We start from the raw sequence: 23504 nt of genomic DNA on the forward strand, positions 1-23504 counted from the left end.
AGGTGCTCGAATGCGTGTTTTGTTGACCGGAGCGACGGGTTTTGTCGGGCGCGCGGTTCTGGAACGACTGGCCTCGGCACAAGATGTCCATCTCGTTGCTGCCTTGCGGCGGCCGGTTCCAGGTCTGCCCGGCGTTGTTTCTACCGCGACGATAGCAGGAATAGATGGCAATACGGACTGGCGCCAAGCCCTCGACGGCGTGAGTGTTGTCATTCACGCGGCCGCGCGCGTCCATGTCATGAACGAGATTGCGGCTGATCCGATAAACGAGTTTCGCAAGGTCAACGTCGAGGGAACCCTCACGCTCGCTCGACAGGCGGCGGAAGCCGGCGTTCGCCGCTTCATCTTTATCAGTTCGATCAAGGTCAATGGTGAAGGTACGTCTCCATCCAGGCCCTACCAAGCCGATGACCAACCTGCACCGGCGGATCCTTATGGTGTCTCCAAACTCGAGGCTGAGATCCAGCTCAAATCGCTGGCGGAGGCAACGGGCATGGAGGTAGTTATCATTCGCCCGCCGCTTGTGTACGGACCCGGCGTCAGGGCCAATTTCCTGAGCATGATGCGATGGTTGCAGAAAGGCATTCCATTGCCTCTTGGAGCTATTAATAACCGACGTAGTCTTGTTGCGCTGGACAACCTCGTTGATCTGATTGTGACTTGCATCGATCACCCGGGCGCGGCGAACGAGATATTTCTCGTGAGTGACGGAGAAGACCTCTCTACCAGTGAACTCCTTCGGCGCATGGGCAAGGCGATGGGAAAATCTGCCAGGTTGCTGCCGGTGCCGGTCTGGGTGCTTGAATTGGGAGCAGCAGCTTTGGGGAAGCGGGCGTTTTCCCACCGGCTCTGTGGCTCTTTGCAGGTCGATATCTACAAAGCGCGCGCTCTTCTAGGGTGGACTCCGCCATTTGGTGTCGATGAGTCCCTCCAGAAGGCCGCTCAGCATTTCTTGGAACATCAAGCGAAATGACAATTTGGTGGTTACTGCCCGCCGTAATTCTCGGCTCTCTCATCTTGACTGGCGGACTGCGTCGCTACGCTCTGGCCCGACGTTTAATGGACGTCCCCAACTCACGTAGTTCACATTCCGTCCCGACGCCCAGAGGTGGGGGGATAGCAATTGTGGTCTGCTTTCTTGTTTCCCTGCCGCTGCTTTTCCTGACTCAGGGGCTGAGTGGCACAGCGATGTGGGCACTGCTGGGGGGAGGGGCTTGGGTTGCTCTGGTCGGTTTTCTGGATGACCATGGACATATCGCTGCTCGTTGGCGACTGCTGGCGCATTTCATCGGTGCCGGATGGGTGCTCTGGCTAGTGGGAGGCATTCCGGAACTGCAGTTTTTCGGAGTTGTTCTAGATTTGGGTCTGTTCGGCTACCTATTGGGTGCCCTTTTTCTCGTCTGGCTGTTGAATCTTTACAACTTCATGGATGGTATTGACGGCATTGCTAGTGTGGAGGCGATCTCTGTCTGCCTGGGGGGGGCGTTGCTTTACTACCTTCTTGGGCAATCACATCTCATGCTGCTCCCGTTGTTACTAGGGGCTGCTGTCAGTGGCTTCTTGTTCTGGAACTTCCCTCCCGCAAAGATTTTCATGGGCGATGCCGGAAGCGGCTTTTTGGGCATTACCCTGGGTGCGCTTTCCCTGCAGGCAGCCTGGGTAGATCCTCAGTTGCTTTGGTGCTGGCTGATTTTGTTGGGTGTTTTCATCGTGGACGCCACATGGACACTCTTACGTCGCCTATTGCGAGGGGATAAGGTGTACGAAGCTCATCGTAGTCATGCCTATCAACATGCTTCGCGGTTGTTTGGACGCCATCTGCCGGTGACGCTGGTTGTGGGGGCTATCAACATATTCTGGCTGGTGCCTTTGGCCTGCTGGGTAGCGGTGGGCGGTATCGATGGCGTACTGGGGCTTCTGTTGGCCTACGCTCCGCTGGCGATGTTGGCAGTCAGGTTCAATGCGGGTAAGCAAGAGATTCCGGCATAGCGGTTCCGAGCATTCGTTTGAATATTGAGTGCTGTGTTTTATGTCAACGCGCCAGAGATGCAGTGTTGAATTGCCTCGTTTTTGAGGCTTGTTCATTGAGAGGCCCAGGTTGGTCTAGATGAATTTGGGATAAGGAACCTTGAAGATGTTGCGCGAGTGGTTGTTGCGGCTTCCGCGTCGATACAAGCGGCTTTTGCAAGTTGCAGTCGACGTGTTCCTCGTCTGGGGTGCGCTGTGGTTCGCTTTTGTCGTCCGTCTGGGGGGCGATGAACTAGTCCATCCCTTCGGCGGGCACTCTTGGTTGTTCATCGTCGCCCCTTTGCTGTCGATTCCGCTCTTCATTCGATTCGGAATGTATAGGGCTGTAATGCGATATTTCGGCAATGATGCCCTGATAGCGATCGCAAAGGCTGTAACCTTGTCCGCGCTTCTTCTGGCGCTGGCTATTTATTGGTACCGAGATGCGCCGGAAGTGATTCCTCGGTCTCTGGTTTTCAACTATTGGTGGTTGAGCCTGGTGATGGTAGGCGGGCTTCGTCTGGTGATGCGTCAGTATTTTCTGGGCGACTGGTTCTCAGCAACACTCCAGGCGCCGTTTGTCAGTACGGCCGACGGTTTCCCGCGTGTCGCTATCTACGGCGCAGGGGCTGCAGGGAATCAACTGGTTGCTGCGTTGCGCATGGGGCGTTCAATGCGACCGGTGGCATTCATCGACGATGACAGCAATATTGCCACGCGCATTATCGCCGGCTTGCAAGTCTACAAGCCCAAGCACATTCAGCAGATGATTGAGCAAACCGGGGCCCAGGAAGTCCTGCTGGCAGTTCCCTCCGCTTCCCGGGAGCGTCGTAGGGAAATTCTGGCTGAACTGGAGCGCTACCCGCTGCACGTTCGCAGCATCCCTGGATTCATGGACCTCGCCAGCGGTAGAGTCAAGGTGGACGATATCCAGGAGGTCGACATTGCTGACCTGCTGGGGCGTGACGCTGTTCCTCCACGTAAAGAGCTTTTCGAACGTTGCATCCGTGGCAAAGTGGTCATGGTGACCGGTGCCGGTGGTTCGATCGGTTCTGAGCTGTGCCGCCAGATTTTAGGAAGCGGACCCAGGACCTTGCTGTTGTTCGAGCACAGCGAGTTCAACCTGTACAACATACAGATCGAGCTTGAGCAGCGAATGTCCCGTGAGGCGCACAACGTGCATCTTGTACCCATTCTCGGGTCGGTCCGGAACATGTCCAGGTTGCAGGATGTAATGCGTACGTGGAACGTCGACACGGTCTACCATGCTGCGGCATACAAGCATGTGCCGATCGTTGAACACAATATCGCCGAGGGTGTCGTCAACAACGTGATGGGGACGCTTTATACGGCGCAAGCAGCTATTCAGGCGGGGGTTGATAACTTTGTATTGATCTCCACTGACAAGGCTGTCCGCCCTACCAACGTCATGGGCGGTACGAAGCGTCTCTCGGAGATGGTGCTGCAAGCGCTCAGTCTGGAGTCTGCTCCGGTGCTGATGGGGGATGACCCTTCGTTGCATCGGGTCAACAAGACCCGTTTTACCATGGTCCGATTCGGCAACGTTCTTGGTTCCTCTGGTTCAGTGATTCCACTTTTCCGCGAGCAAATCAAGCGTGGGGGGCCGGTCACGGTAACGCATCCGAACATCACCCGTTATTTCATGACCATTCCTGAGGCCGCACAGTTGGTCATTCAGGCTGGCTCGATGGGGCAGGGCGGGGACGTTTTCGTTCTAGACATGGGGCAGCCAGTAAAGATCGCCGAGCTGGCAGAGAAGATGGTTCACCTGTCTGGCCTTACTGTTCGTTCTGCGAGTAACCCCAAGGGGGATATCGCGATTGAGTTCAGCGGCCTGCGTCCAGGGGAGAAACTCTACGAGGAACTCCTCATCGGAGATAACGTCAGTCCTACCGAGCACCCGATGATTATGCGGGCTAACGAGGAGCACTTGGCTTGGGATGCCTTCAAGCACGTGCTTGCGGACTTGTTCAAGGCAGTCGAGGCTGATGATTACCTGAAGGTGCGTCAAATCCTACGAGAAACTGTTAACGGCTACACGCCAGAAGAAGAAATTGTTGACTGGATTCATCAGCAACGTCGCATTGAGGCTGCAAGCTCCCGAAGCTAGCTTGTGGTACGGCGGCATAGGCCGTCCTTCCATTGTTAGACAAGGAGCGTTTGAGATGTTACGTATCAGGATTGCTTCGCTGGTTTTCTCGCTGGCAGCGATATTCGCGGGTGTGGTACCTGCAGCAATGGCTGCCAAGGAACCGGTTGCGGAGGTGGCGGTTGCGACTACCGCTGAGTCGGCCCGAATCAACCTCAACTCGGCAGATGTTGCTGCGTTGCAGGCGGGGCTCATAGGGATTGGGGAGACGAAAGCTAAGGCGATTGTTCAGTATCGCGATGAAAATGGCCCTTTTGCTTCGGTGGACGATTTGCTGGAAGTTAAGGGGATCGGAGCGAAGACGCTGGAGAAGAACCGCGACAGGTTGCGCATCGATTAATAGTACGTGCACGGAAAAGCCGGCCTTTGAGGCCGGCTTTTTTGTTTGCAACACCGTTTTGGTCTGGGACTGATTCCGCCGGTATCGATGGTGCAGGACGAGCGCGCCAGTGTGGCCCAAGGAGTCCCTAGGGAGAGTCCCAGAGCTCCAAATAAAAAGCCCCCAGCAAATGCTGAGGGCTTTCTAATTTGGCTCCGCGACCTGGACTCGAACCAGGGACCCAATGATTAACAGTCATTTGCTCTACCGACTGAGCTATCGCGGATCTGATGCGCGTATCTTACTGATTAGAAAGGAGAAGTCAAGCGCCTGGCTTGAGCTTCTCCTCGCTTTTTTTCAGAGCACCTGGGCGATGGCGCGAGTGACGCTTTCCAGGTTGTTGTTGTTCAGCGCGGCGACACAGATACGACCGGTGCTGACAGCGTAGATACCGAACTCGTTCTTGAGCCGTTCAACCTGCTCGGCGGTGAGGCCGGAGTAGGAAAACATGCCGCGTTGGCGGGCGACGAAGCTGAAATCGCGTTTGGCACCGTTGGTGGCAAGTTGCTCGACCATGGCTAGGCGCATACTGTGGATGCGATGACGCATTTCACCCAGTTCTTCCTCCCACATGGCGCGCAGTTCCGGGCTGTTCAGCACGGAGGCAACCACGGTGGCACCGTGGGTGGGCGGGTTGGAGTAGTTGGTGCGGATGACGCGCTTGACTTGGGACAGCACGCGGCCAGCTTCTTCCTTCGAGCCAGTGACCACGGACAGCGCGCCGACGCGCTCACCATAGAGCGAGAAGGACTTGGAGAAGGAACTGGAGACGAAGAAGGGCAGGCCGGACTGCGCGAACAGGCGAACGGCTTCGGCGTCCTGGTCAATGCCAGCACCGAAACCCTGGTAGGCGATATCGAGGAACGGAACGTGCTCGCGCTCGCGCAGGACTTCCAGGACGGCTTTCCAGTCGTCCATGGTCAGGTCGACGCCGGTCGGGTTGTGGCAGCAAGCGTGCAGTACCACGACGGAACGTGCTGGCAGGCTCTTCAGATCCTCCAGCAGGCCGGCGCGGTTTACGCCATTGGTCGCGGCATCGTAGTAGCGATAGTTCTGGACCGGGAAGCCAGCAGCTTCGAACAGGGCACGGTGGTTTTCCCAACTCGGGTCGCTGATGGCGACAACTGCGTTAGGCAGCAGGCGCTTGAGGAAGTCGGCGCCGCTTTTCAGTGCGCCGGTACCACCAATGGCCTGGGTGGTGACGACTCGGCCCTGGGCCAGCAATTCGGAGTCAGCACCGAACAGCAGTTTCTGTACCGCCTGGTCATAGGCCGCGATACCCTCGATTGGCAGATAGCCACGCGGAGCGTGGGCCTCGATGCGGGCCTTCTCGGCTTCAGCTACAGCGCGCAGAAGCGGGATGCGGCCCTGCTCGTTGTAGTAGACGCCTACACCCAGGTTGACTTTGGTCGTCCGGGTATCGGCGTTGAATGCTTCGTTAAGGCCCAGGATGGGATCGCGCGGAGCCATTTCGACGGCAGAAAAGAGACTCATGATGCGGCAGCTCGGAGGAGAAAAGTGAGGTAGGAATGCAACCCCGAGCGAAGTGCGCTAGGGGTTGCGCAATCGGGCCGGTATTATAGCGGCCCAGGTCGCCTGCGGCGATAACGCTTGCAAGCTTTTCGCTAGGTATGACGCCGGTTGCGCGCAGGTGTCACATCCAATTGTCGAGGTCAGCATGTCGGAGTTCCAACTGGTCACCCGCTTCCAGCCTGCTGGCGACCAACCCGAGGCCATCCGTCAGATGGTGGAAGGGCTTGAGGCAGGTCTGTCACACCAGACCCTGCTGGGTGTGACGGGTTCGGGCAAGACCTTCAGCATTGCCAATGTCATCTCCCAGGTTCAGCGCCCCACGTTGGTGCTGGCACCGAATAAAACTCTGGCTGCGCAGCTGTATGGAGAGTTCCGTTCTTTCTTCCCGAACAACTCGGTCGAGTACTTTGTTTCGTACTATGACTACTACCAGCCAGAAGCTTACGTACCTTCTTCTGATACCTATATCGAGAAGGACGCGTCGATCAACGACCATATCGAGCAGATGCGACTCTCAGCGACCAAGGCGCTCCTGGAACGGCCTGATGCAATCATCGTCGCCACTGTTTCTTCCATTTACGGCCTTGGCGACCCCGCTTCCTACCTGAAGATGGTGTTGCATCTGGATCGCGGCGATCGAATCGATCAGCGGACGCTGCTGCGTCGCCTTGCCGAACTGCAGTACACCCGCAATGACATGGACTTCGCTCGGGCGACCTTCCGAGTGCGGGGGGATGTGATCGACATCTTTCCTGCTGAATCCGACCTCGAGGCCATCCGTGTCGAGTTGTTCGACGACGAAGTGGAGAACCTTGCGGCGTTTGATCCACTTACCGGGGAGGTCATACGCAAGCTGCCCCGTTTCACCTTCTACCCCAAGAGCCACTACGTAACTCCTCGCGAAGTCCTGCTGGATGCGGTCGAGAAGATCAAGGATGAGCTCAAGGATCGCCTCGAGCAGCTGCGTAATGCCAACAAACTGGTGGAGGCACAGCGCCTGGAGCAGCGCACGCGGTTCGATCTGGAGATGATTCTGGAACTGGGGTACTGCAACGGGATCGAGAACTACTCGCGCTACTTGTCCGGTCGTGAGGCAGGTGCACCGCCGCCGACCTTGTACGACTACCTGCCGGCCAATTCCCTGCTCGTTATCGATGAGTCCCACGTCACGGTTCCCCAGGTGGGTGCCATGTTCAAGGGCGACCGTTCCCGTAAGGAGACGTTGGTGGAGTACGGCTTCCGGCTGCCGTCAGCGTTGGATAACCGGCCGTTGCGTTTTGATGAGTGGGAGGCGATCAGTCCGCAAACCATCTTCGTTTCGGCGACGCCTGGCCCTTACGAAGCCGCACACGCTGGGCGGGTAATTGAGCAGGTGGTACGGCCGACGGGCCTGGTGGACCCGGAGGTGGAGGTGCGGCCGGCGACTACGCAGGTGGACGACCTGTTGTCCGAGATTCGCAAACGCGTTGCTATGCAAGAGCGGGTTCTAGTCACGACCCTCACCAAGCGAATGGCCGAGGACCTGACGGATTACCTGGCTGACCACGACGTCAAAGTGCGCTATCTGCACTCTGACATCGATACCGTCGAGCGGGTCGAGATCATTCGGGATCTGCGCGTTGGGGCTTTCGATGTGCTGGTTGGAATCAACCTGCTGCGCGAAGGCCTGGATATGCCCGAGGTATCCCTGGTGGCGATTCTGGATGCCGACAAGGAGGGCTTCCTGCGCTCCGAGCGCTCCCTGATCCAGACCATTGGCCGCGCGGCGCGCAACCTGAACGGCAGGGCAATCCTGTATGCGGACAATGTCACAGGATCGATGCAGAGGGCCCTCGACGAGACCGAGCGACGGAGGATCAAGCAGGTAGCCTTCAATGAAGCCCACGGCATCGTGCCGAAAGGGGTAAAGAAGGACATCCAGGACATCCTCGAGGGCGCCACCGTTCCCGGTTCGCGCAGCAACAAGCGCAAGGCCATGGCCATGGCGGCAGAAGAAAGCGCACGCTACGAAAACGAGTTGCGCTCGCCGAGCGAGATCACTAAGCGCATTCGCCAGATGGAAGAGAAGATGTTCCAACTGGCGCGCGATCTGGAGTTCGAAGCGGCCGCGCAACTGCGAGATGAGATCCAGAAGCTGCGTGAGCGGCTATTGAAGGTCTGACGCATGCACGTTCCCGGCGGGACAAGCAGCGTTCTTCTTGCGTGGGTAGCATTCCCGTAGGAGCCAGCTTGCTGGCGAAGATGACCGCATTCGCCAGCAAGCTGGCCCCTGCAAAAAACACTGCCTCTCGCCCCCGCTAGGGATGCGCGCCTCGGCTAAACCGTGTTTGATGGCGCAAAAACCCAAACGCGGCGATCTTCAGATGTAAATGGCATTACCGTCGGCTTCAGCTGTTCAATGCGCGGCGGCGCTGGCGTTGGCGACGTTGCTCGCCGGCAGGGAGCGGGTGAGCAGCACAGCAAGCATGCTTATGCCGAGGGCGATGCCGATAAAGTGGAACGCGTCGTTGTAGGCCATGATACTGGCTTGTTGATGTGTCATCTCACTGAGCTTGCCTAAGGCTGCCTGCTCGCTGCCAAGTTTTTCGGTCAGCAATGCCAGGCGTTCGGCCACCTGCGGATTAGTCGGCACCAAGGACTCGCGCAGGTAGTCGAGGTAGATCTTGGCGCGGCTGTCGAGCAGGGTGGCGAGCAGCGCGATGCCGATTGCCCCGCCCAGGTTTCGCAGGATGTTGAACAGACTCGAGGCGGAACCGGCGTCCTGTGGCTGTATGTAGGCAGTGGCGATCAGCGAGATGGTCACCATCACCAGCGGCTGGCCCAGGGCGCGAATGATCTGGATCTGATTGAACTGCGGGCCGGCGAAGTCGGGGTTGAGCACTCCGGATGCGAAGCTGGCATAGCCGAACAGGCCGAAACCCAGGGCGCATAGAAGTTTGGGCGGCACCACTTTCATCAGCCTGGGCACCAGCGGAATGAGAAAGAGCTGAGGAACGCCCATCCACATGATGACTTCGCCAATCTGCAGCGCGTTGTACCCCTGAATCTGCGCCAGATAGAGTGGAAGCACATAGATCGAGCCATACAGCCCCATCCCCAGTCCGATGCTGGAAATGCTCGACAGGCCGAAATTGCGGTTACGCAGTATCCCCAGGTTGATCAGCGGGTTGGGGCGCGATACCTGCAGGATGACAAACAGGATCAGACTGACCAGCGCAACACTGCCGAGCCCAACGATCAGCGATGACTCCAGCCAGTCCTTTCGGTGCCCCTCTTCGAGGAAAACCTGAAGGCAGCCAAGTCCCAGGCCGAGGGTGACGATCCCGGCGTAGTCAGTGCGTTTCAGCAATTCCCAGTGCGGTGCCTTTTTCTCGAGTCCGTACATCAGCCCGGCGATCATCAGCAGGCCCGGGGGCACGTTGATGTAGAAGATGTATTCCCAGCCGAAATTCTCGGTCAGCCAGCCGCCGAGCGTAGGGCCGATGGACGGGGCGAAGGTGGCGGTGATGGCAAATAGCGCCATGCCCTTGGCTCGATGATGCTCTGGTAGCTTGATCAGAGTCAGAGTGAACGCCAGGGGAATCAGCGCGCCACCGGTGAAGCCTTGCATGGCGCGGAATACGATCATGCTTTCCAGGCTCCAGGCCAGGGAACAAAGCAGGGAAGAGGCGAGGAAGCCTATGGACACCCAGACCGCCAGGCGCCGCGCCGAGAGTAGCTGCACCAGCCAGGCGGTGAGGGGAATCATGATTATTTCCGCCACCAGATAGGAGGTAGAAATCCACGAGCCTTCCTCCAGGGTCGCGGATAGAGCTCCTTGGATGTCCTTGAGCGAGGAGTTGGTAATCTGGATATCCAGCACTGCCATGAAGGCGCCGAGCATGGCACTCATCACGGCGATCCAGTCGCGTCGGCTTGGCTCACCGGTCGCGCGGATCAGGGCATCAGCCGCCATGGATTTCGGCCTTGAGGCTCACCTTGACCGTGACGGACATGCCTGGGCGAATGCGGCCCTTGAGCGGGTTATCGGCGGCGAATGTCAGCTTAACCGGGATGCGCTGGACCACTTTGGTGAAGTTGCCGGTGGCGTTATCTGGTGGCAGCAGGCTGAACTGGGCGCCGGATGCAGCAAAGAGGCTATCCACGCGGCCTTCGATCGGGGTGTCAGGGAAGCTGTCGAAGATCAGTTCAGCCTTCTGGCCTTCCTGCATATGGCTGATCTGAGTTTCCTTGAAGTTGGCCTGGACCCAGATGTCTTCATTTGGCACCAGCGACAGGAGATGGGCGCCAACTTGTATATATTGGCCGTTTCGGGCGGCACGTTGACCCACACGAGCATCGATTGGTGAGCGGATTTCGGTGCGGGCCAGGTTCAGCGCTGCCTGAGCCACGTCCGTGCGCGCGTTGGCGATCTGCGCCTGCAGGCGCTTGACCTCGGCATTCAACGCGTCCACCTGCTGACGTTGTGCCTTGAGGTCTGCTTCGGCCTTGGCGACTTGCGAGCGGGCCACGCGGGAGTCGGCGGAGAGGGTGGTAACGCGCTCCTCGGAAACGAATCCCGGCTTGCGCAAGGCCTGGGCGCGAGACAGATCGATTTGGGCGCGCCCCAGCGTGGCCTGACTGGCAGCGACATCAGCCTGGCTGGCGGCGATGGTGCTGGCCTGCTGTACTAGCTTGCTCTGCGCCTGGGCCAGTTCCGCCTCGCGGGTGGCGAGCAGCGCGCGGGCACGCTCCAGGGCCAGTTTGAAGTCGTCGGCTTCCAGTCGGACCAGCAGGTCGCCTTCCTTGACCGTCTGATTGTCGCTCACCAGGACTTGGTCGATGCGCGCGCCGAGCTGGCTGGAGATGCGGGTGATTTCGCCCTGCACGTAGGCGTTGTCAGTGCTCTCGACGAAACGACCGATCAACAACCAGTGGAGGAAGAGGCCGGTAGCGACCATCGTCACCAATGCCATGAAGATGAACAGGCGGCGTTGCAATTTGGCGGGCATGGCGAAATCAGGCTCGAACTCTTTTCAGAATGTTGCGAATCTAGCAGTGTTCCTTGCCCGCAAGTAGCCAGTACACTTCGGAAACTTTGTTGCTTATGGGGAACAATAATGGGGCTTGATGATGCGCTGATCTTCACTCGCGTGGTGGAGTGCCACAGCTTCACCCTGGCAGCGCAGAGCTTGGGCATGCAGAAATCCACCGTGAGCCGGCGCATCGCCCTGCTTGAGGAGCGCCTGGGCGTTCGCCTGCTCAATCGGACTACCCGCAAGTTGCGCCTGACGGAAGTGGGGCAGGCTTATTACGAGCGCTGTCGGCAGATCATGCTCGACTTTGCCGAGGCCGAGCAGGCAGTGATGCAGTTGCAGCAGGAACCTTCAGGTCTGTTGCGGGTGACGGCGCCGATCGAGTTCGGCCAGTTGTTCCTGGGCAAGGTGCTGGGCACCTTCATGCGGCAGTACCCGCAGATCACGGCAGAGGTAGAGATCACCTCGCGTAACGTAGATCCGCTGGAGGAGGGCGTGGATATCGCCATCATGATCGGGCAGCCGCAGGACTCAACGCTGATTGCGCGCAAGCTATTCGAGAGCGGGCGCCGGCTTTGCGCCAGCCCCGCATATCTGGCTGCCCACGGCACGCCACGAACAGTGGAAGCCCTCGCGGGTCATCGTGCTGTGTTGCTGCCGCAGGACTCGCAGCGCTACTGGTCCATTCAGGGCGTCAGCGTCCCGTGCCAGCGCGTGCTGTTCTGCAACAACATCACCTTCGCCCGTGAGGCGGTGCTGGCAGGGGCCGGGATTGCGGCGCTACCGCTGATGTTCACCGACTCTGCCGTGCAGCGTGGGGAGTTGGTCGAGTTACTTCCCGAAGCCCGCCTACCTAGCGGCGAAGTCTATGCTGTGTACCCGTCCAGGCGCTTTCAGGCGATGAAGGTCAAGGCCTTCCTCGACTTCCTCATGCGCAGTCTGCCCGTCCAGGAAGGCCACTTGCTGGAGCCGGAAGCGGCCAGCCTGATAAGATCGCGCCTTTGATCGATCCTCAGTTTCGAGAGTAACCATGACCACCGTCCGTACCCGTATCGCGCCGTCGCCCACCGGCGATCCGCACGTGGGCACCGCCTACATCGCTTTGTTCAACCTGTGTTTCGCGCGCCAGCACGGCGGTCAATTCATCCTGCGGATCGAAGATACCGACCAGCTGCGCTCCACCCGTGAGTCGGAGCAGCAGATTTATGATGCCTTGCGCTGGCTCGGGATAGAGTGGGATGAAGGCCCGGACGTCGGTGGCCCGCACGGTCCTTACCGGCAGAGCGAGCGCGGTGAAATCTACAAGCAGTACTCCAAGGAGCTGGTCGACAAGGGCCACGCCTTCCATTGCTTCTGCACGCCTGAGCGCCTCGACAAGCTGCGTGCGGAGCAGACTGAGCGCAAGGAAACTCCGCGCTACGACGGCCACTGCATGCATCTGCCGCAAACTGAGGTCGAGCAGCGCATTGCCGCTGGTGAGCCCAATGTTGTGCGCATGAAAGTGCCCAGCGAAGGTGTCTGTGTGGTGCCGGACATGCTTCGTGGCGATGTCGAGATCCCATGGGATCGCATGGACATGCAGGTGCTGATGAAGACCGATGGCCTGCCTACCTACTTCCTCGCCAACGTGGTCGACGACCATCTGATGGGCATCACCCATGTGTTGCGTGGTGAAGAGTGGCTGCCGTCCGCTCCCAAGCTGATCAAGCTCTATGAATACTTCGGCTGGGAGCAGCCCAAGCTTTGCTACATGCCGCTGCTGCGTAACCCGGACAAGAGCAAGCTGTCCAAGCGCAAGAACCCGACCTCGATCACGTTCTACGAGCGTATGGGCTATCTGCCGGAAGCCATGCTCAACTACCTGGGTCGGATGGGCTGGTCGATGCCCGATGAGCGCGAGAAGTTCTCCCTGGCGGAGATGGTCGAGTACTTCGACCTGTCGCGCGTGTCGCTGGGTGGGCCGATCTTCGATCTTGAGAAGCTCTCCTGGCTCAATGGCCAATGGCTGCGTGAGCTGCCGGTAGAGCGCTTTGCTGCTCAAGTGCAGAAGTGGGCGCTCAACCCCGAGTACCTGATGAAGATTGCACCCCACGTGCAGGGGAGAGTGGAAACCTTCAGTCAGATCGCTCCGCTGGCTGGGTTCTTCTTCTCCGGCGGCGTTCAACTGGATGCGAAACTGTTCGAGCACAAGAAGCTCAGCCCTGATCAGGTACGCCAGGTCATGCAGTTGGTGCTCTGGAAGCTCGAGTCGCTGCGTCAGTGGGAAAAGGACCGCATCACTGGGTGCATCCAGGCTGTTGCCGAACATCTGGAGATCAAGCTGCGTGACGTCATGCCGCTGATGTTTCCGGCCATCACTGGACAGGCGAGCTCGGTTTCCGTGTTGGATGCGATGGAAATCCTCGGTGCCGACCTCAGTCGCTTCCGTCTGCGCCAGGCCATCGAGCTGCTGGGTGGCGTTTCGAAGAAGGAAACCAAGGAATGGGAGAAGCTGCTCGCTTCAATCGCCTGATGGTTGTGCGGCCGGGGTGTTAAGGCCTCGTTCCGGTCGCAGTGGGTAAGTGGTTGTTCTTTCAAATAAAAAAGTTCGACCTGTAGGAAAAATATTGTTGACAGCGGGATGGGGCGCCCCTAATATGCGCCCCGTCCTCGTGACGGGGCTATAGCTCAGCTGGGAGAGCGCTTGCATGGCATGCAAGAGGTCGACGGTTCGATCCCGTCTAGCTCCACCACTCCTTCATGGGGTGGGTCATGAAAAGGTATGAAGGTTTCGTCCCCTTCGTCTAGTGGCCTAGGACACCGCCCTTTCACGGCGGTAACAGGGGTTCGAGTCCCCTAGGGGACGCCATATTCCAGTCGCACGGACTCTGTCCTGTGCAGCCGAAAGCAATTCGGGGCTATAGCTCAGCTGGGAGAGCGCTTGCATGGCATGCAAGAGGTCGACGGTTCGATCCCGTCTAGCTCCACCAAATTCGATGCGCCACGCATCACAATGGGGCGGCTGAGTGCTGCACCTGTTGTTAGAAGGTTTCGTCCCCTTCGTCTAGTGGCCTAGGACACCGCCCTTTCACGGCGGTAACAGGGGTTCGAGTCCCCTAGGGGACGCCATATTCCAGTCGCACGGACTCTGTTCTGTGCAGCCGAAGCAATTCGGGGCTATAGCTCAGCTGGGAGAGCGCTTGCATGGCATGCAAGAGGTCGACGGTTCGATCCCGTCTAGCTCCACCAAATTCGATGCGCCACGCATCACAATGGGTCGGCTGAGTGCTGCACCTATTGTTAGAAGGTTTCGTCCCCTTCGTCTAGTGGCCTAGGACACCGCCCTTTCACGGCGGTAACAGGGGTTCGAGTCCCCTAGGGGACGCCATATTCTGATTTCCCGCACTGCGGGCTTTTTAAGGGTCATTCCGTCATGGGGTGGCCCTTTTGTTTATCCCCTGCTTTTTCTATTCGGTTCCGATTGTCGGTTGGCGACGGGCGGTTGTCATATGCCTTGTTAATTTGTATTACGTGCGTAATATTACTATCGAAATACTAAGGGCGTGATCATGAAGGATAAGAAAGCTCTGACGCGTGAACGAATATTCCAGGCTGCAGCTTCTGCGCTACTACTACGGGGGCCGCAACAGCCTGGCGTTGCAGAGGTCATGGATGCTGCCGGCCTTACCGTGGGTGGCTTCTACGCTCACTTCACGAGCCGGGATGCGCTGATGCTGGAGGTTTTCGACCAGCTCCTGCGTAAGCGTCGCGACCTGATGGCGCTTATCGACCCGGCCCTGTCCGGCTCCGAGCGCCGCACCTTGGCCGCCAGCTTCTATCTGTCGCGCAAGCACCGTGATGCCACTGATGCGGGTTGTCCGTTGCCCAGCACCCTGGGCGCCTTGCCACAGCTGTCGGATACCTACCGAGCCTTGTTGGCTGAGCACCTCGAAATACTGAGCGCGCAGATGTGCGACCGGCCCGAGGATGCCGACAAGGCCTTGGCAGATCTTGCCCTCATGGTAGGGGGATTGGCCCTGGCCCGAGCCCTGGGGGCGGGCGATTTGTCTGATCGAGTGCTGCGTGCCGCCAAGTCGGCGGTCATCTGAGGAGCAGAGTGATGAATAGTCTGAGTCTGGTGAGAGGGGTCAATGCCACGTTGGGACGCTTGGCGCCGCAAGTCATTGCTCGGCGCATGCGCCGCCAGTTCATGACGCCGCGAAACTTTCCACCCAAGGACTGGGAGGCACCCTGGTTGGGCAGCGCCGAGCGCATTACGTTGCGCTTCGGTATCTCGGCTTTGCGGTGGGGGAGCGGGCCAACGGTTCTGCTGATGCATGGATGGGAGGGGCGGCCGACCCAGTTTGCCAGGCTGATCGAGGCGCTGGTGGGGGCAGGATACGGCGTGGTAGCGCTGGATGGCCCAGCCCATGGTCGGTCGCCAGGGCAAGAGGCCAATGTCGTGCTCTTTGCTCGGGCATTGCTTGAGGCTGCGGCGGAGCTGCCATCGCTGCAGGCGGTGATTGGTCACTCGATGGGGGGAGCTAGTGCGTTGCTGGCGACTCAAATGGGATTGCACGCCAGGGCTCTGGTCACCATTTCGGCACCGAGTCGTATCCTTGGTCCTTTGTGCAGCTTCGCCAACTTCATGGGACTTCCTGCTCGTGCTCGAGCCCATTTCATCCGTCTGGTCGAGCGCCGTGCAGGAATTCCGGCTGCCCATCTCGATGTCCAGCGTTATGATCTGGCGGTCCCGGGTCTGGTGGTGCATGCCGCGGACGACGTCGTTGTGCCGGCCAGCGAGGCGAAGGTGATACACGAGGCTTGGTTCGACAGTCAGTTGCTGCACCTTGAAACGGGTGGTCATCAGCGCCTGCTCGCCGATCCGCGCCTGATTGAGGCGGTCCTTTCCATGCTGTCTGATGTCCGGGCGCCAGCCTGTCTGGGTGGGGAGCCCGAAGCGAGCCCCGCTCCAGTTTGAGCTTGGGAGCGATAAGCTCTCGCTCATTGCGACAATGCCTGCATGTTAGAGACGATATGCGCCGACTTTATCGGTCGCGCCACCTTGCTGGAGGGCCGGCCGGCGACGGGAACTCGCTGCCGGGTGACTTGGCGTGGATGGCTCGCTTCCAAGTCCGACAGGCCTCCGGTGCGAGTTCGATTGTCGTATAGGAAAGGATTGCGAGACGCGGGTAGCTTGGATTGGGAGAGCTGATATGAGCCTGACGATGGATGTGGTATTGGAGCGGGCGCGACCGGTTTTGCCCGTGCTGGTGATCGAGGATACCGGGCTCGCTCTGGACTTGGCGGGGGCGCTGCACGCCGGCGGTGTGGAAGTGCTGGAGGTAACCCTGCGCACTCCGCGCGCTCTGGACGCCCTGGCGGTGATCCGCAAGGCGTTCCCCGATCTGTTGGTTGGCGCGGGAACGCTCATTCATGCCGAGCAGTTCCTGGAGGCGCGTGACGCCGGGGCACACTTTGCGGTCAGTCCGGGCTGCACCGAGCGTCTTGCCGCGGCGGCTGAAGACTCCGGCCTGCCCTATCTGCCTGGGGTCATGACCCCTTCTGAAGTGCTGCTCGCGCTGGAGTACGGCTACCGATCGCTGAAGCTGTTCCCGGCCAATGGCAATGCGAGCGTGAAGATGCTCAAGAGCCTGAAGGGGCCGTTCACTGGCATCCGCTTCTGCCCAACGGGTGGCGTGACGCCGGATAATCTGCTGAGCTTTTTGCGCCTGCCTAATGTCGCCTGTGTCGGAGGGACCTGGATTGCCCCGTCCAGTCTGATCCGTGCTCGCGCCTGGGACCAGATCACCCAATTGGCCAGCGAAACGTGCGAGCTGGCCAGCAGCCTGGAGCCTCATTCATGAGCTGGGATCTACCGACTCCCTTCGTCATCGACCTTCGCGTAGAAGCCGATGATATCGATGGGCTGGGCCACGCCAATAATGCCGTCTATGTCAGTTGGCTGGAGCGCTGTGCCTGGCGGCACTCCCAAAGCCTGGGCCTGGATCTGGCCGAGTATCGCCGCCTGGATCGTGCCATGGCGGTTCTGCGCCATGAAATCGATTACCTGGCCGCCGCCTATGAAGGTCAGGAATTGCAAGTTGGCACGTGGATTGTCGAGTCTGATCAACGCCTCAAGATGGAGCGGCGTTTCCAGCTGGTGCGACCCGAGGACGGCACCACCTTGCTGCGCGCCAAGACCATTTTCGTCTGCATCGAACTGTCGAGCGGCAAGCCCAGGCGCATGCCGGTCGAGTTCGTAGAGGGGTATGGAAGGGCTCTACAGGAGCCTTTTCCTTTGGAGCTCTAGCCGAGCCTCAATCTACCGACGGGGCGAGGAGCACTTCGCCCTGTCCCTGCACAATCCGCAAGTGGCGGACTTCGCCAGGTGCAATGGTGGCTGACTGGTTGGCAAACACTTTGTGTTTGCAGCGTTCCGAGCCGTACTGAACCAATCGAAATTCGATCTTGCCGGCAGGCACTTGAATGCTCACGGATTGCCCAGGGGCAATTTGGGTGACCTCTTCGCTCTGGATGTAGAGCGCAATATTGCAGGTGTTTCGGGCGTCCTCATCACGACTGATCTGGACTTCACCGATAGCCCCGGTCGGATACGGCGGTGGGGCAACAAAGGGATCAGTTGTGGCGACGGCGTTTGTGCTTGAGGTTGTCAGAAGGGCGAGCAGCACGTAAGGCAGCTTCATCTCAGGTACCTCGTTTCCTAACCTTGTACTGCTTTGACTGCTGGGCTTGGCCGTTGCTCCCTGTGTAAATTCGTCGTTTGCTTTCATGTTCGGGCTGCTAGCTGCGTAAAATGCGCGCCTTTATCCATGTGAGCCTTTGATCCATGCAAATCGCTCTGGCCCCGATGGAGGGGCTGGTCGACGAAATCCTTCGCGATGTCCTGACCCGGGTGGGGGGCGTTGACTGGTGCGTGACCGAATTTATCCGTGTCTGTGACCGCCTGCTGGCGGCCAGCACGTTCCAGAAGCTGGCGCCTGAGTTGGAGCTCGGAGCGCGCACCCGCGCCGGCACGCCTGTGCGTGTGCAGTTGCTCGGGTCCGATCCGGTCTGCCTGGCCGAGAACGCTGCCTTTGCCTGTGAATTGGGCGCCCCGGTGATCGATCTCAACTTCGGTTGTCCGGCCAAGACAGTGAACCGCTCGCGAGGCGGGGCAGTGCTGCTCAAGGAGCCAGAGCTCCTGCATTCGATCTTGCGCGAGGTTCGTCGTGCGGTGCCGGCAGCCATTCCCGTGACGGCGAAAATGCGACTGGGCTTCGATAGCCCGGATGGCGCCCTGGATTGCGCACGCGCGCTGGCTGACGGCGGTGCGGAGCAGATCGTGGTGCATGCGCGGACCAAGGTGGAAGGTTACAAGCCGCCCGCTCACTGGGAGTGGGTGGCACTTGTTCAGGAAGCGGTGAAGGTGCCCGTGTTCGCCAATGGCGAGGTGTGGACGCTCGATGACTGGCGCCGCTGCCGGGAGGTCAGTGGAGTAGAGGACATCATGCTTGGGCGTGGCTTGGTGTCTCGGCCTGACCTGGCTCGGCAGATAGCCGCGGCTCGCGCTGGTCGGCAGGTGCAGGATATGGGTTGGAGCGAGTTTCTTCCGCTGCTGCAGGACTTCTGGATCCAGGCTCGGCGCAAGCTGGCGCCGCGTTACGCGCCGGGGCGGCTCAAGCAATGGCTGGCCATGCTGACCCGCAGTTATCCCGAGGCTGTGGTGCTGTTCGCAGAGATCCGGCGGGAGGGCGACTGCGGACGCATTGATGCGTTGCTTGGTGTGCCAAGTCTGGAGCGAGAGTGGGCGGCGGCCGTTTAGTTGAGGGGCCGGTGTTCAGGCCTCATCTCCGCTTCCAGTCACTCTAGGTCTTGAAAAGCTTTCGACTGTCCCTATCTAGGGTTCTGCGGGATGCCGAAGTCGGGTCCCGCACGCGAAACACTTGCTGAATTTCAGGAGAACACCATGAGTACTGCATTTTCCCTCGCTCCACTTTTCCGTCATTCCGTAGGCTTTGACCGCTTCAATGATCTGTTCGAGTCTGCTCTGCGTAACGAGGGCGGCAGCTCCTACCCGCCCTACAACGTCGAGAAGCATGGTGACGATTCCTACCGCATCGTGATCGCGGTGGCCGGTTTCCAAGAGGAGGACCTGGACCTGCAAGTCGAGCGTGGTGTGCTGACAGTCAGCGGCGGCAAGCGCGAACGAAGTGACGAAAGTATCACCTTCCTGCATCAGGGGATTGCCCAGCGCGCGTTCAAGCTGTCATTCCGTCTGGCCGACCATATCGAGGTCAGGAACGCTGGTCTGCAGAATGGCTTGCTGAACATCGATCTGGTGCGCATCGTGCCGGAAGAGGCAAAGGCCAAGCGGATCCCGATCAATGGGCAGCGTGCCGCACTGGAAAACTGATTTCCCGGCCATGCCGGTCGAAGAGGGCGCCTACGGGCGCCCTTTGCTTTTCAGGATGGTCATTGCTGGGCCAGTTCAGTGCGTTGCCGACTGTTGGCGAGCAGGGTGCGGAACTCGGCCAAAGGCAGTGGCTTGCTGAATAGATAGCCCTGGTACAGGTGACAGCCCTGCTGTTCGAGGAAAACAAGTTGGTCGCTTCGCTCCACGCCCTCGGCAATCGTCTCCAATCCAAGGCTGCGAGCGATGGCCACGATTGCGCGAATGATCTCGGCATCGTTCGAGTCATGGGTCGCTTCGCGAACGAAGGACTGGTCGATCTTCAGTGCGTCCACCGGGAGGCGTTTGAGGTAGGTCAGCGAGGAGTAACCAGTTCCGAAGTCGTCCATTGCGAAGCTGACACCCAGTTTCTTGAGGCGGCGCATCTTGCCGATGGTGTCGTCGAGGTTCTGGATCACAATGCCCTCGGTGATTTCCAGCTTCAGCATGGAGGCTGGTAGCCGACTATCGCTGAGCGTACGGGTCACGCGTTCGACAAAGTCACTCTGGCGGAACTGCCGGGGGCTGATGTTTACGCAGAGGCTGAACTGTTCCGCACTGACGAGGCCATCGCCAAGCAAGGATTTGCAAGCGCGGCAAGACTCGGCCAGGGCCCAGTCTCCCACCTCGAGGATAAGTCCGCTCTCTTCCAGTACCTGGATGAACTCCCCGGGGGACTGCGGCCCAAGAGTTGGGTGCTGCCAGCGCAGCAAGGCTTCAGCTCCAACCACGCGGCTGTCGCGTGCATCCACCTGGGGTTGGAAGTTCAGTTCGAACTCGCCGCGTGAAAGCGCCAGGCGCAGATCGTTTTCCAGTCGCAGGCGCTCGCTGGCAGCATCCTGCATGGTGCGGCGAAACATCTGGATTGCGTTGCGCCCGGAGTCTTTGGCTCGGTAGAGCGCAATATCGACGCGTTTGAGCAGGTCGGCCGGAGTTTCCCCGTGGTCCGGTATCAAGGCGATGCCAATGCTCGGGGTGACCTGGAGCCGATGACCGTCGAGTTGCATCGGCTCGGCCAGCAGGTTGCGTAGCTTTTCGGCAATCTGTCGGACCTGCCGGGTGACCTCCGCGCGTGTACCGTCGAGGCTGGTCAACAGCACGACGAACTCGTCACCACCGAGGCGGGCGACGGTATCTTCCAGTCGCACACTGGCTTCCAGGCGCGCGGTGACCATCTTCAGCACGGCGTCGCCGACGGGGTGGCCGAGCGAGTCGTTGATGTGTTTGAAATGATCCAGGTCGAGGAACAGCAGCGCACCGCGTAGCCCATGGCGCTTGAGCAGGGCAATCTGCTGGTGCAGGCGGTCCATCAGTAACGCCCGATTAGGCAGATTGGTAAGCGAGTCGTGGTAAGCCAGGTGCTGGATCTGAGCCTGGGCGTCCTTCAGTGCACTGATATCGCGCGCAGTCAGTAGCAGACAAGGGACATTGTTGAGCTCGATCTGCTCCACGGATACTTCAACCGTCTTGCAGTTGCCGTCGCGGTGCTGGCCCAGCATTTCCAGATGGTGGACCCGACCATCGCGTCTGAGCATGTCGAGCATCTGCTGGCGCTCAGCCGGATCGGCCCAGATGTTCATCTCATAAGCAGTGCGCCCAATGACTTCGTCGGCCCGGTAGCCGGTGAGGCGGCAGAACCCGTCGTTTACTTCGATGTAACGGCCGGTGTCGCGCTCCGTGATGGTGATGGCGTCGGGGCTGGAGTGGAACGCCTTGGCGAACTTCTCCTGGCTGGCCTTGAGGGCCGCTTCTGCCTGCAGGCGGGTGGTGACATCACGGAAGGTGGTGGTGATGCAGAGTTGGCGCTCGACGCGGATGAACCGGCTGGCAATCACGCAGGTCAATTGCTGTCCATCCTGTCTATTGAAGCAGGCCTCGGCGTTGTCGAGGCCCTGGTCGCGCATCAACTCGGCGAACAGGCGAGAGCGTTGTGCCTGATCTGCCCAGAAGCCGACGTCCTGGGCATTTCGGCCGACGATCTGCTCCGGTTGCCAGCCGAACACTTCGCAGAAGCTTGGGTTTACCTCGATGAATACGCCGTCGCGAATGCGCGAGACGCAAATCGGATCGGGGCTGGCCTGGAAGAGGGTGACGAATTTCTCTTCGGAGGCTGCCAGGCGCTGCTCGCGGCGTACCCGGTCACTGATGTCGATGACGATGCCCGTCATGCGTTGCGGACTGCCATCTTCAGTGCGGTAGAGCTTGGCCGTGCTTTCCAGGTAATGTAATTCGCCGTCGCTGAAGCGCGAGCGGTAGGTGACCTGATACTCCTGCGTACGACCTTCCACAAGGTCGCGGAAGGCCTGGCGCATGCACTGTTGGTCCTCTTCAGGGACACAGAGGAAGAAATCGTCGAAGTTGCCATGGAATGGTTCTTCGGCCAGGCCATGCAGCTTCGAGGTGCGGGCGGAGCCGTAGAGCGTCCCGGAGGGAATGTGCCAGTCCCAAGTGCCAAGGTGGGCGGATTCCAGCGCCAGGCTCAAACGCTCCTGGCTTTCTTCAAGAGCCTTTGCTTGGGCGTGTTGCTGGGTTACTTCGCGAACCACGCCGACCATTCGGCGACGACCATCGGGCCAAGGCTGCAGGCTGCCGGTGATTTCCAGCCAGTGCAGGCTGCCATCCGGCCAGACCACTCGGTGGCGAAGCACGCGTTCCTCGAACTGCCCGGTGAGCGCTTCGTGTAACAGGCGCACAACCCGCTCCCTGTCGGCTTCGAAAATGAGGTCGAAGTAATCGAGCCGCTCCGGCATGGGTTGGCTCAGTGCGATGCCGAACAAGGCTCTGGCTCCACGCGACCAACTGACCTTGCCACTGTCGATGTCCCAAGACCAGGCACCCAGATGTGCACCGTTCAAGGCCGCCAGGAGACTTGGTGCGTCTTGCCAGGACTGCTCGAACTCTACCGGGTCGAGGGTGGGAATATGCGGCGATGGAGCATTCGATTCGCTGTCTCTGCGCATGCTCGCCCCTGCCGGCAGATGGAAGATGCTGGGGGGAGCGCTGACTCGCAGTTCCTTCGCCACCCCTCTTGCTGTTGTCCGGGCAACTGTGCCTTCGCCGATCGACCTAGGCAAGGCCGTCGCGCTGGGCGTCGAGGAGCGCCATGAATGCTTTCGCTGCGTTCGACAAGGTCCGCTCGGTATGCAGGATGTAACCCAGGTTACGGGTGAGTTGAATGTCCTGGAGGGGCAGCCGCACGACCTGGTCATCGAGCATGGTGCGCGGCAGCACGCTCCAGGCGATGCCGATCGATACCATCATCTTGATGGTCTCCAGGTAGTTCGTGCTCATGGCGATGTTCGGCGTCAGCCCTTCGGCCTCGAACAAGCGCCGAACGATGTGGTGGGTAAAGGTGTTGCCGCCGGGGAATACCGCCGGATGTCGTGCCACATCGGCGAGGAAGATGGTCCTGTCCCGAGCCAGCGGGTGTTCCGGTGCGGCGACGAAGTCCAGCGGGTCGTTCCAGACCGGGACAGCCTGTACCGGTAGGGCGGTTTCCGGTGCCAGGGTTATCACCGCCAGTTCCACGCGGCCATGGAGGATTTCCTCGTACGCCACTTCGGAGTCAAGGAATTGAATATCCAGCGCCACTTGCGGGTAAGCGCGGGTGAAAGCACGCAACAGCGGCGGCAGACGATGCAGGCCGATATGGTGGCTGGTGGCCAGAGTCAGGCGGCCGGTGATGTCGCCGGAGAGATTACTCAAAGCCCGGCGGGTATCGTCGAGCACGTTAAGAATCTGGTACGCCCGCGGCAGCAAGGCCCTGCCAGCTTCGGTCAGGCTGACTTCGCGGCCCAGCCGGTCGAACAGGCGGACGCTCAGCTGCTGTTCCAGCGAAGCAATGCGCTTGCTGACGGCGGGCTGAGTCAGGTGCAGGCGCTCTCCTGCCTCCGAGAAGCTGCCGGTTTCAGCGATAGCGATAAAGGCGTTGAGGCTGGCCAGGTCCATGATCAGGCTCCGAGGGTTGGA

Annotated in this window: 19 protein-coding genes and 7 tRNA genes; 19 read left to right on the forward strand and 7 right to left on the reverse strand. The window is 59.7% G+C overall.

The window, feature by feature from the left end; genetic code table 11:
* Nucleotides 1-10: 10 nt before the first annotated feature.
* The 4 genes from OXH74_RS16860 (at nt 11) to OXH74_RS16875 (ending at nt 4517) form a co-directional block, all read left to right on the forward strand.
* Nucleotides 11-973 carry a UDP-glucose 4-epimerase family protein gene (locus OXH74_RS16860; protein WP_375738000.1) on the forward strand — a complete coding sequence of 321 codons (963 nt, stop codon included), beginning with the start codon at nt 11-13 and terminating at the stop codon, nt 971-973.
* Nucleotides 970-1989 (forward strand): glycosyltransferase family 4 protein, encoded by a 1020-nt coding sequence (locus OXH74_RS16865; protein ID WP_375738001.1) that lies wholly within the window; start codon nt 970-972, stop codon nt 1987-1989. Before OXH74_RS16860 ends, OXH74_RS16865 begins: the two co-directional genes overlap by 4 nt.
* A gap of 145 nt (nt 1990-2134) precedes the next feature.
* On the forward strand, nt 2135-4138 hold the full coding sequence (locus tag OXH74_RS16870; protein ID WP_375738002.1) for a polysaccharide biosynthesis protein: 2004 nt from the start codon (nt 2135-2137) through the stop codon (nt 4136-4138).
* 55 nt (nt 4139-4193) lie between these two features.
* Complete coding sequence (locus OXH74_RS16875; RefSeq protein ID WP_375738003.1) at nt 4194-4517, forward strand: ComEA family DNA-binding protein; 324 nt, start codon at nt 4194-4196, stop codon at nt 4515-4517.
* Between the two features lie 189 nt (nt 4518-4706).
* Here OXH74_RS16875 and OXH74_RS16880 read toward each other — a convergent pair.
* Together OXH74_RS16880 and OXH74_RS16885 are read right to left on the reverse strand one after the other, a co-directional pair.
* A tRNA-Asn gene (locus OXH74_RS16880) sits at nt 4707-4782 on the reverse strand.
* 71 nt (nt 4783-4853) lie between these two features.
* The gene (locus OXH74_RS16885; RefSeq protein ID WP_375738004.1) at nt 4854-6050 is read right to left on the reverse strand and encodes an amino acid aminotransferase; all 1197 of its coding nucleotides are present in this window, start codon (nt 6048-6050) and stop codon (nt 4854-4856) included.
* 184 nt (nt 6051-6234) lie between these two features.
* Between OXH74_RS16885 and uvrB the strand changes: the two genes are divergently transcribed.
* Nucleotides 6235-8250, forward strand: a complete 2016-nt coding sequence (uvrB, locus tag OXH74_RS16890; RefSeq protein WP_375738005.1) for an excinuclease ABC subunit UvrB — start codon at nt 6235-6237, stop codon at nt 8248-8250.
* A 234-nt stretch (nt 8251-8484) separates the two neighbouring features.
* Here the strand turns inward: uvrB and OXH74_RS16895 are convergent, their stop codons facing one another.
* Complete coding sequence (locus OXH74_RS16895; RefSeq protein ID WP_375741636.1) at nt 8485-9984, reverse strand: MDR family MFS transporter; 1500 nt, start codon at nt 9982-9984, stop codon at nt 8485-8487.
* Nucleotides 9985-10033: 49 nt separating this feature from the next.
* A complete protein-coding gene (locus tag OXH74_RS16900; protein ID WP_375738006.1) occupies nt 10034-11080 on the reverse strand; it encodes an HlyD family secretion protein in 1047 nt (348 codons plus the stop codon).
* 108 nt (nt 11081-11188) lie between these two features.
* Here OXH74_RS16900 and OXH74_RS16905 point away from each other — a divergent pair, with 108 nt between their 5' ends.
* The 12 genes from OXH74_RS16905 to OXH74_RS16960 all read left to right on the forward strand — a co-directional run bounded on the left by OXH74_RS16905 (nt 11189) and on the right by OXH74_RS16960 (nt 17396).
* Nucleotides 11189-12109, forward strand: coding sequence for a LysR family transcriptional regulator (locus OXH74_RS16905; RefSeq protein WP_375738007.1), 921 nt, complete (start codon nt 11189-11191; stop codon nt 12107-12109).
* A gap of 25 nt (nt 12110-12134) precedes the next feature.
* The gene (gene gltX / locus OXH74_RS16910) at nt 12135-13616 is read left to right on the forward strand and encodes a glutamate--tRNA ligase (RefSeq protein WP_375738008.1); all 1482 of its coding nucleotides are present in this window, start codon (nt 12135-12137) and stop codon (nt 13614-13616) included.
* 144 nt (nt 13617-13760) lie between these two features.
* Nucleotides 13761-13836 (forward strand) — tRNA-Ala (locus OXH74_RS16915).
* A 40-nt stretch (nt 13837-13876) separates the two neighbouring features.
* Nucleotides 13877-13952 (forward strand) — tRNA-Glu (locus tag OXH74_RS16920).
* A 45-nt stretch (nt 13953-13997) separates the two neighbouring features.
* Nucleotides 13998-14073: transfer RNA gene (locus OXH74_RS16925), tRNA-Ala, on the forward strand.
* Between the two features lie 63 nt (nt 14074-14136).
* Nucleotides 14137-14212 (forward strand) — tRNA-Glu (locus OXH74_RS16930).
* 44 nt (nt 14213-14256) lie between these two features.
* Nucleotides 14257-14332, forward strand: a tRNA-Ala gene (locus tag OXH74_RS16935).
* Nucleotides 14333-14395: 63 nt separating this feature from the next.
* Nucleotides 14396-14471 (forward strand) — tRNA-Glu (locus OXH74_RS16940).
* 181 nt (nt 14472-14652) lie between these two features.
* A complete protein-coding gene (locus OXH74_RS16945; protein ID WP_375738009.1) occupies nt 14653-15192 on the forward strand; it encodes a TetR/AcrR family transcriptional regulator in 540 nt (179 codons plus the stop codon).
* A gap of 11 nt (nt 15193-15203) precedes the next feature.
* Nucleotides 15204-16064: an alpha/beta hydrolase gene (locus tag OXH74_RS16950; protein WP_375738010.1), complete on the forward strand. Its 861-nt coding sequence runs from the start codon at nt 15204-15206 to the stop codon at nt 16062-16064.
* Between the two features lie 235 nt (nt 16065-16299).
* On the forward strand, nt 16300-16950 hold the full coding sequence (locus OXH74_RS16955; protein WP_375738011.1) for a bifunctional 4-hydroxy-2-oxoglutarate aldolase/2-dehydro-3-deoxy-phosphogluconate aldolase: 651 nt from the start codon (nt 16300-16302) through the stop codon (nt 16948-16950).
* Entirely contained in the window at nt 16947-17396 is a 450-nt protein-coding gene (locus tag OXH74_RS16960; protein ID WP_375738012.1) for an acyl-CoA thioesterase, read from the forward strand. The genes OXH74_RS16955 and OXH74_RS16960 overlap by 4 nt, the downstream gene beginning before the upstream one ends.
* Nucleotides 17397-17403: 7 nt before the next feature.
* Here the strand turns inward: OXH74_RS16960 and OXH74_RS16965 are convergent, their stop codons facing one another.
* Nucleotides 17404-17877 carry a hypothetical protein gene (locus tag OXH74_RS16965; protein WP_375738013.1) on the reverse strand — a complete coding sequence of 158 codons (474 nt, stop codon included), beginning with the start codon at nt 17875-17877 and terminating at the stop codon, nt 17404-17406.
* A 56-nt stretch (nt 17878-17933) separates the two neighbouring features.
* Here OXH74_RS16965 and OXH74_RS16970 point away from each other — a divergent pair, with 56 nt between their 5' ends.
* Complete coding sequence (locus OXH74_RS16970; RefSeq protein WP_375738014.1) at nt 17934-18908, forward strand: tRNA dihydrouridine synthase; 975 nt, start codon at nt 17934-17936, stop codon at nt 18906-18908.
* A gap of 144 nt (nt 18909-19052) precedes the next feature.
* Entirely contained in the window at nt 19053-19499 is a 447-nt protein-coding gene (locus OXH74_RS16975; protein ID WP_375738015.1) for an Hsp20 family protein, read from the forward strand.
* 59 nt (nt 19500-19558) lie between these two features.
* Here the strand turns inward: OXH74_RS16975 and OXH74_RS16980 are convergent, their stop codons facing one another.
* Together OXH74_RS16980 and OXH74_RS16985 are read right to left on the reverse strand one after the other, a co-directional pair.
* Nucleotides 19559-22495 (reverse strand): EAL domain-containing protein, encoded by a 2937-nt coding sequence (locus OXH74_RS16980; RefSeq protein ID WP_375738016.1) that lies wholly within the window; start codon nt 22493-22495, stop codon nt 19559-19561.
* 106 nt (nt 22496-22601) lie between these two features.
* Entirely contained in the window at nt 22602-23483 is an 882-nt protein-coding gene (locus tag OXH74_RS16985) for a LysR family transcriptional regulator (protein ID WP_215368960.1), read from the reverse strand.
* Nucleotides 23484-23504: the final 21 nt, after the last annotated feature.

Source organism: Metapseudomonas boanensis (assembly GCF_042232855.1).
GTDB lineage: Bacteria > Pseudomonadota > Gammaproteobacteria > Pseudomonadales > Pseudomonadaceae > Metapseudomonas > Metapseudomonas boanensis.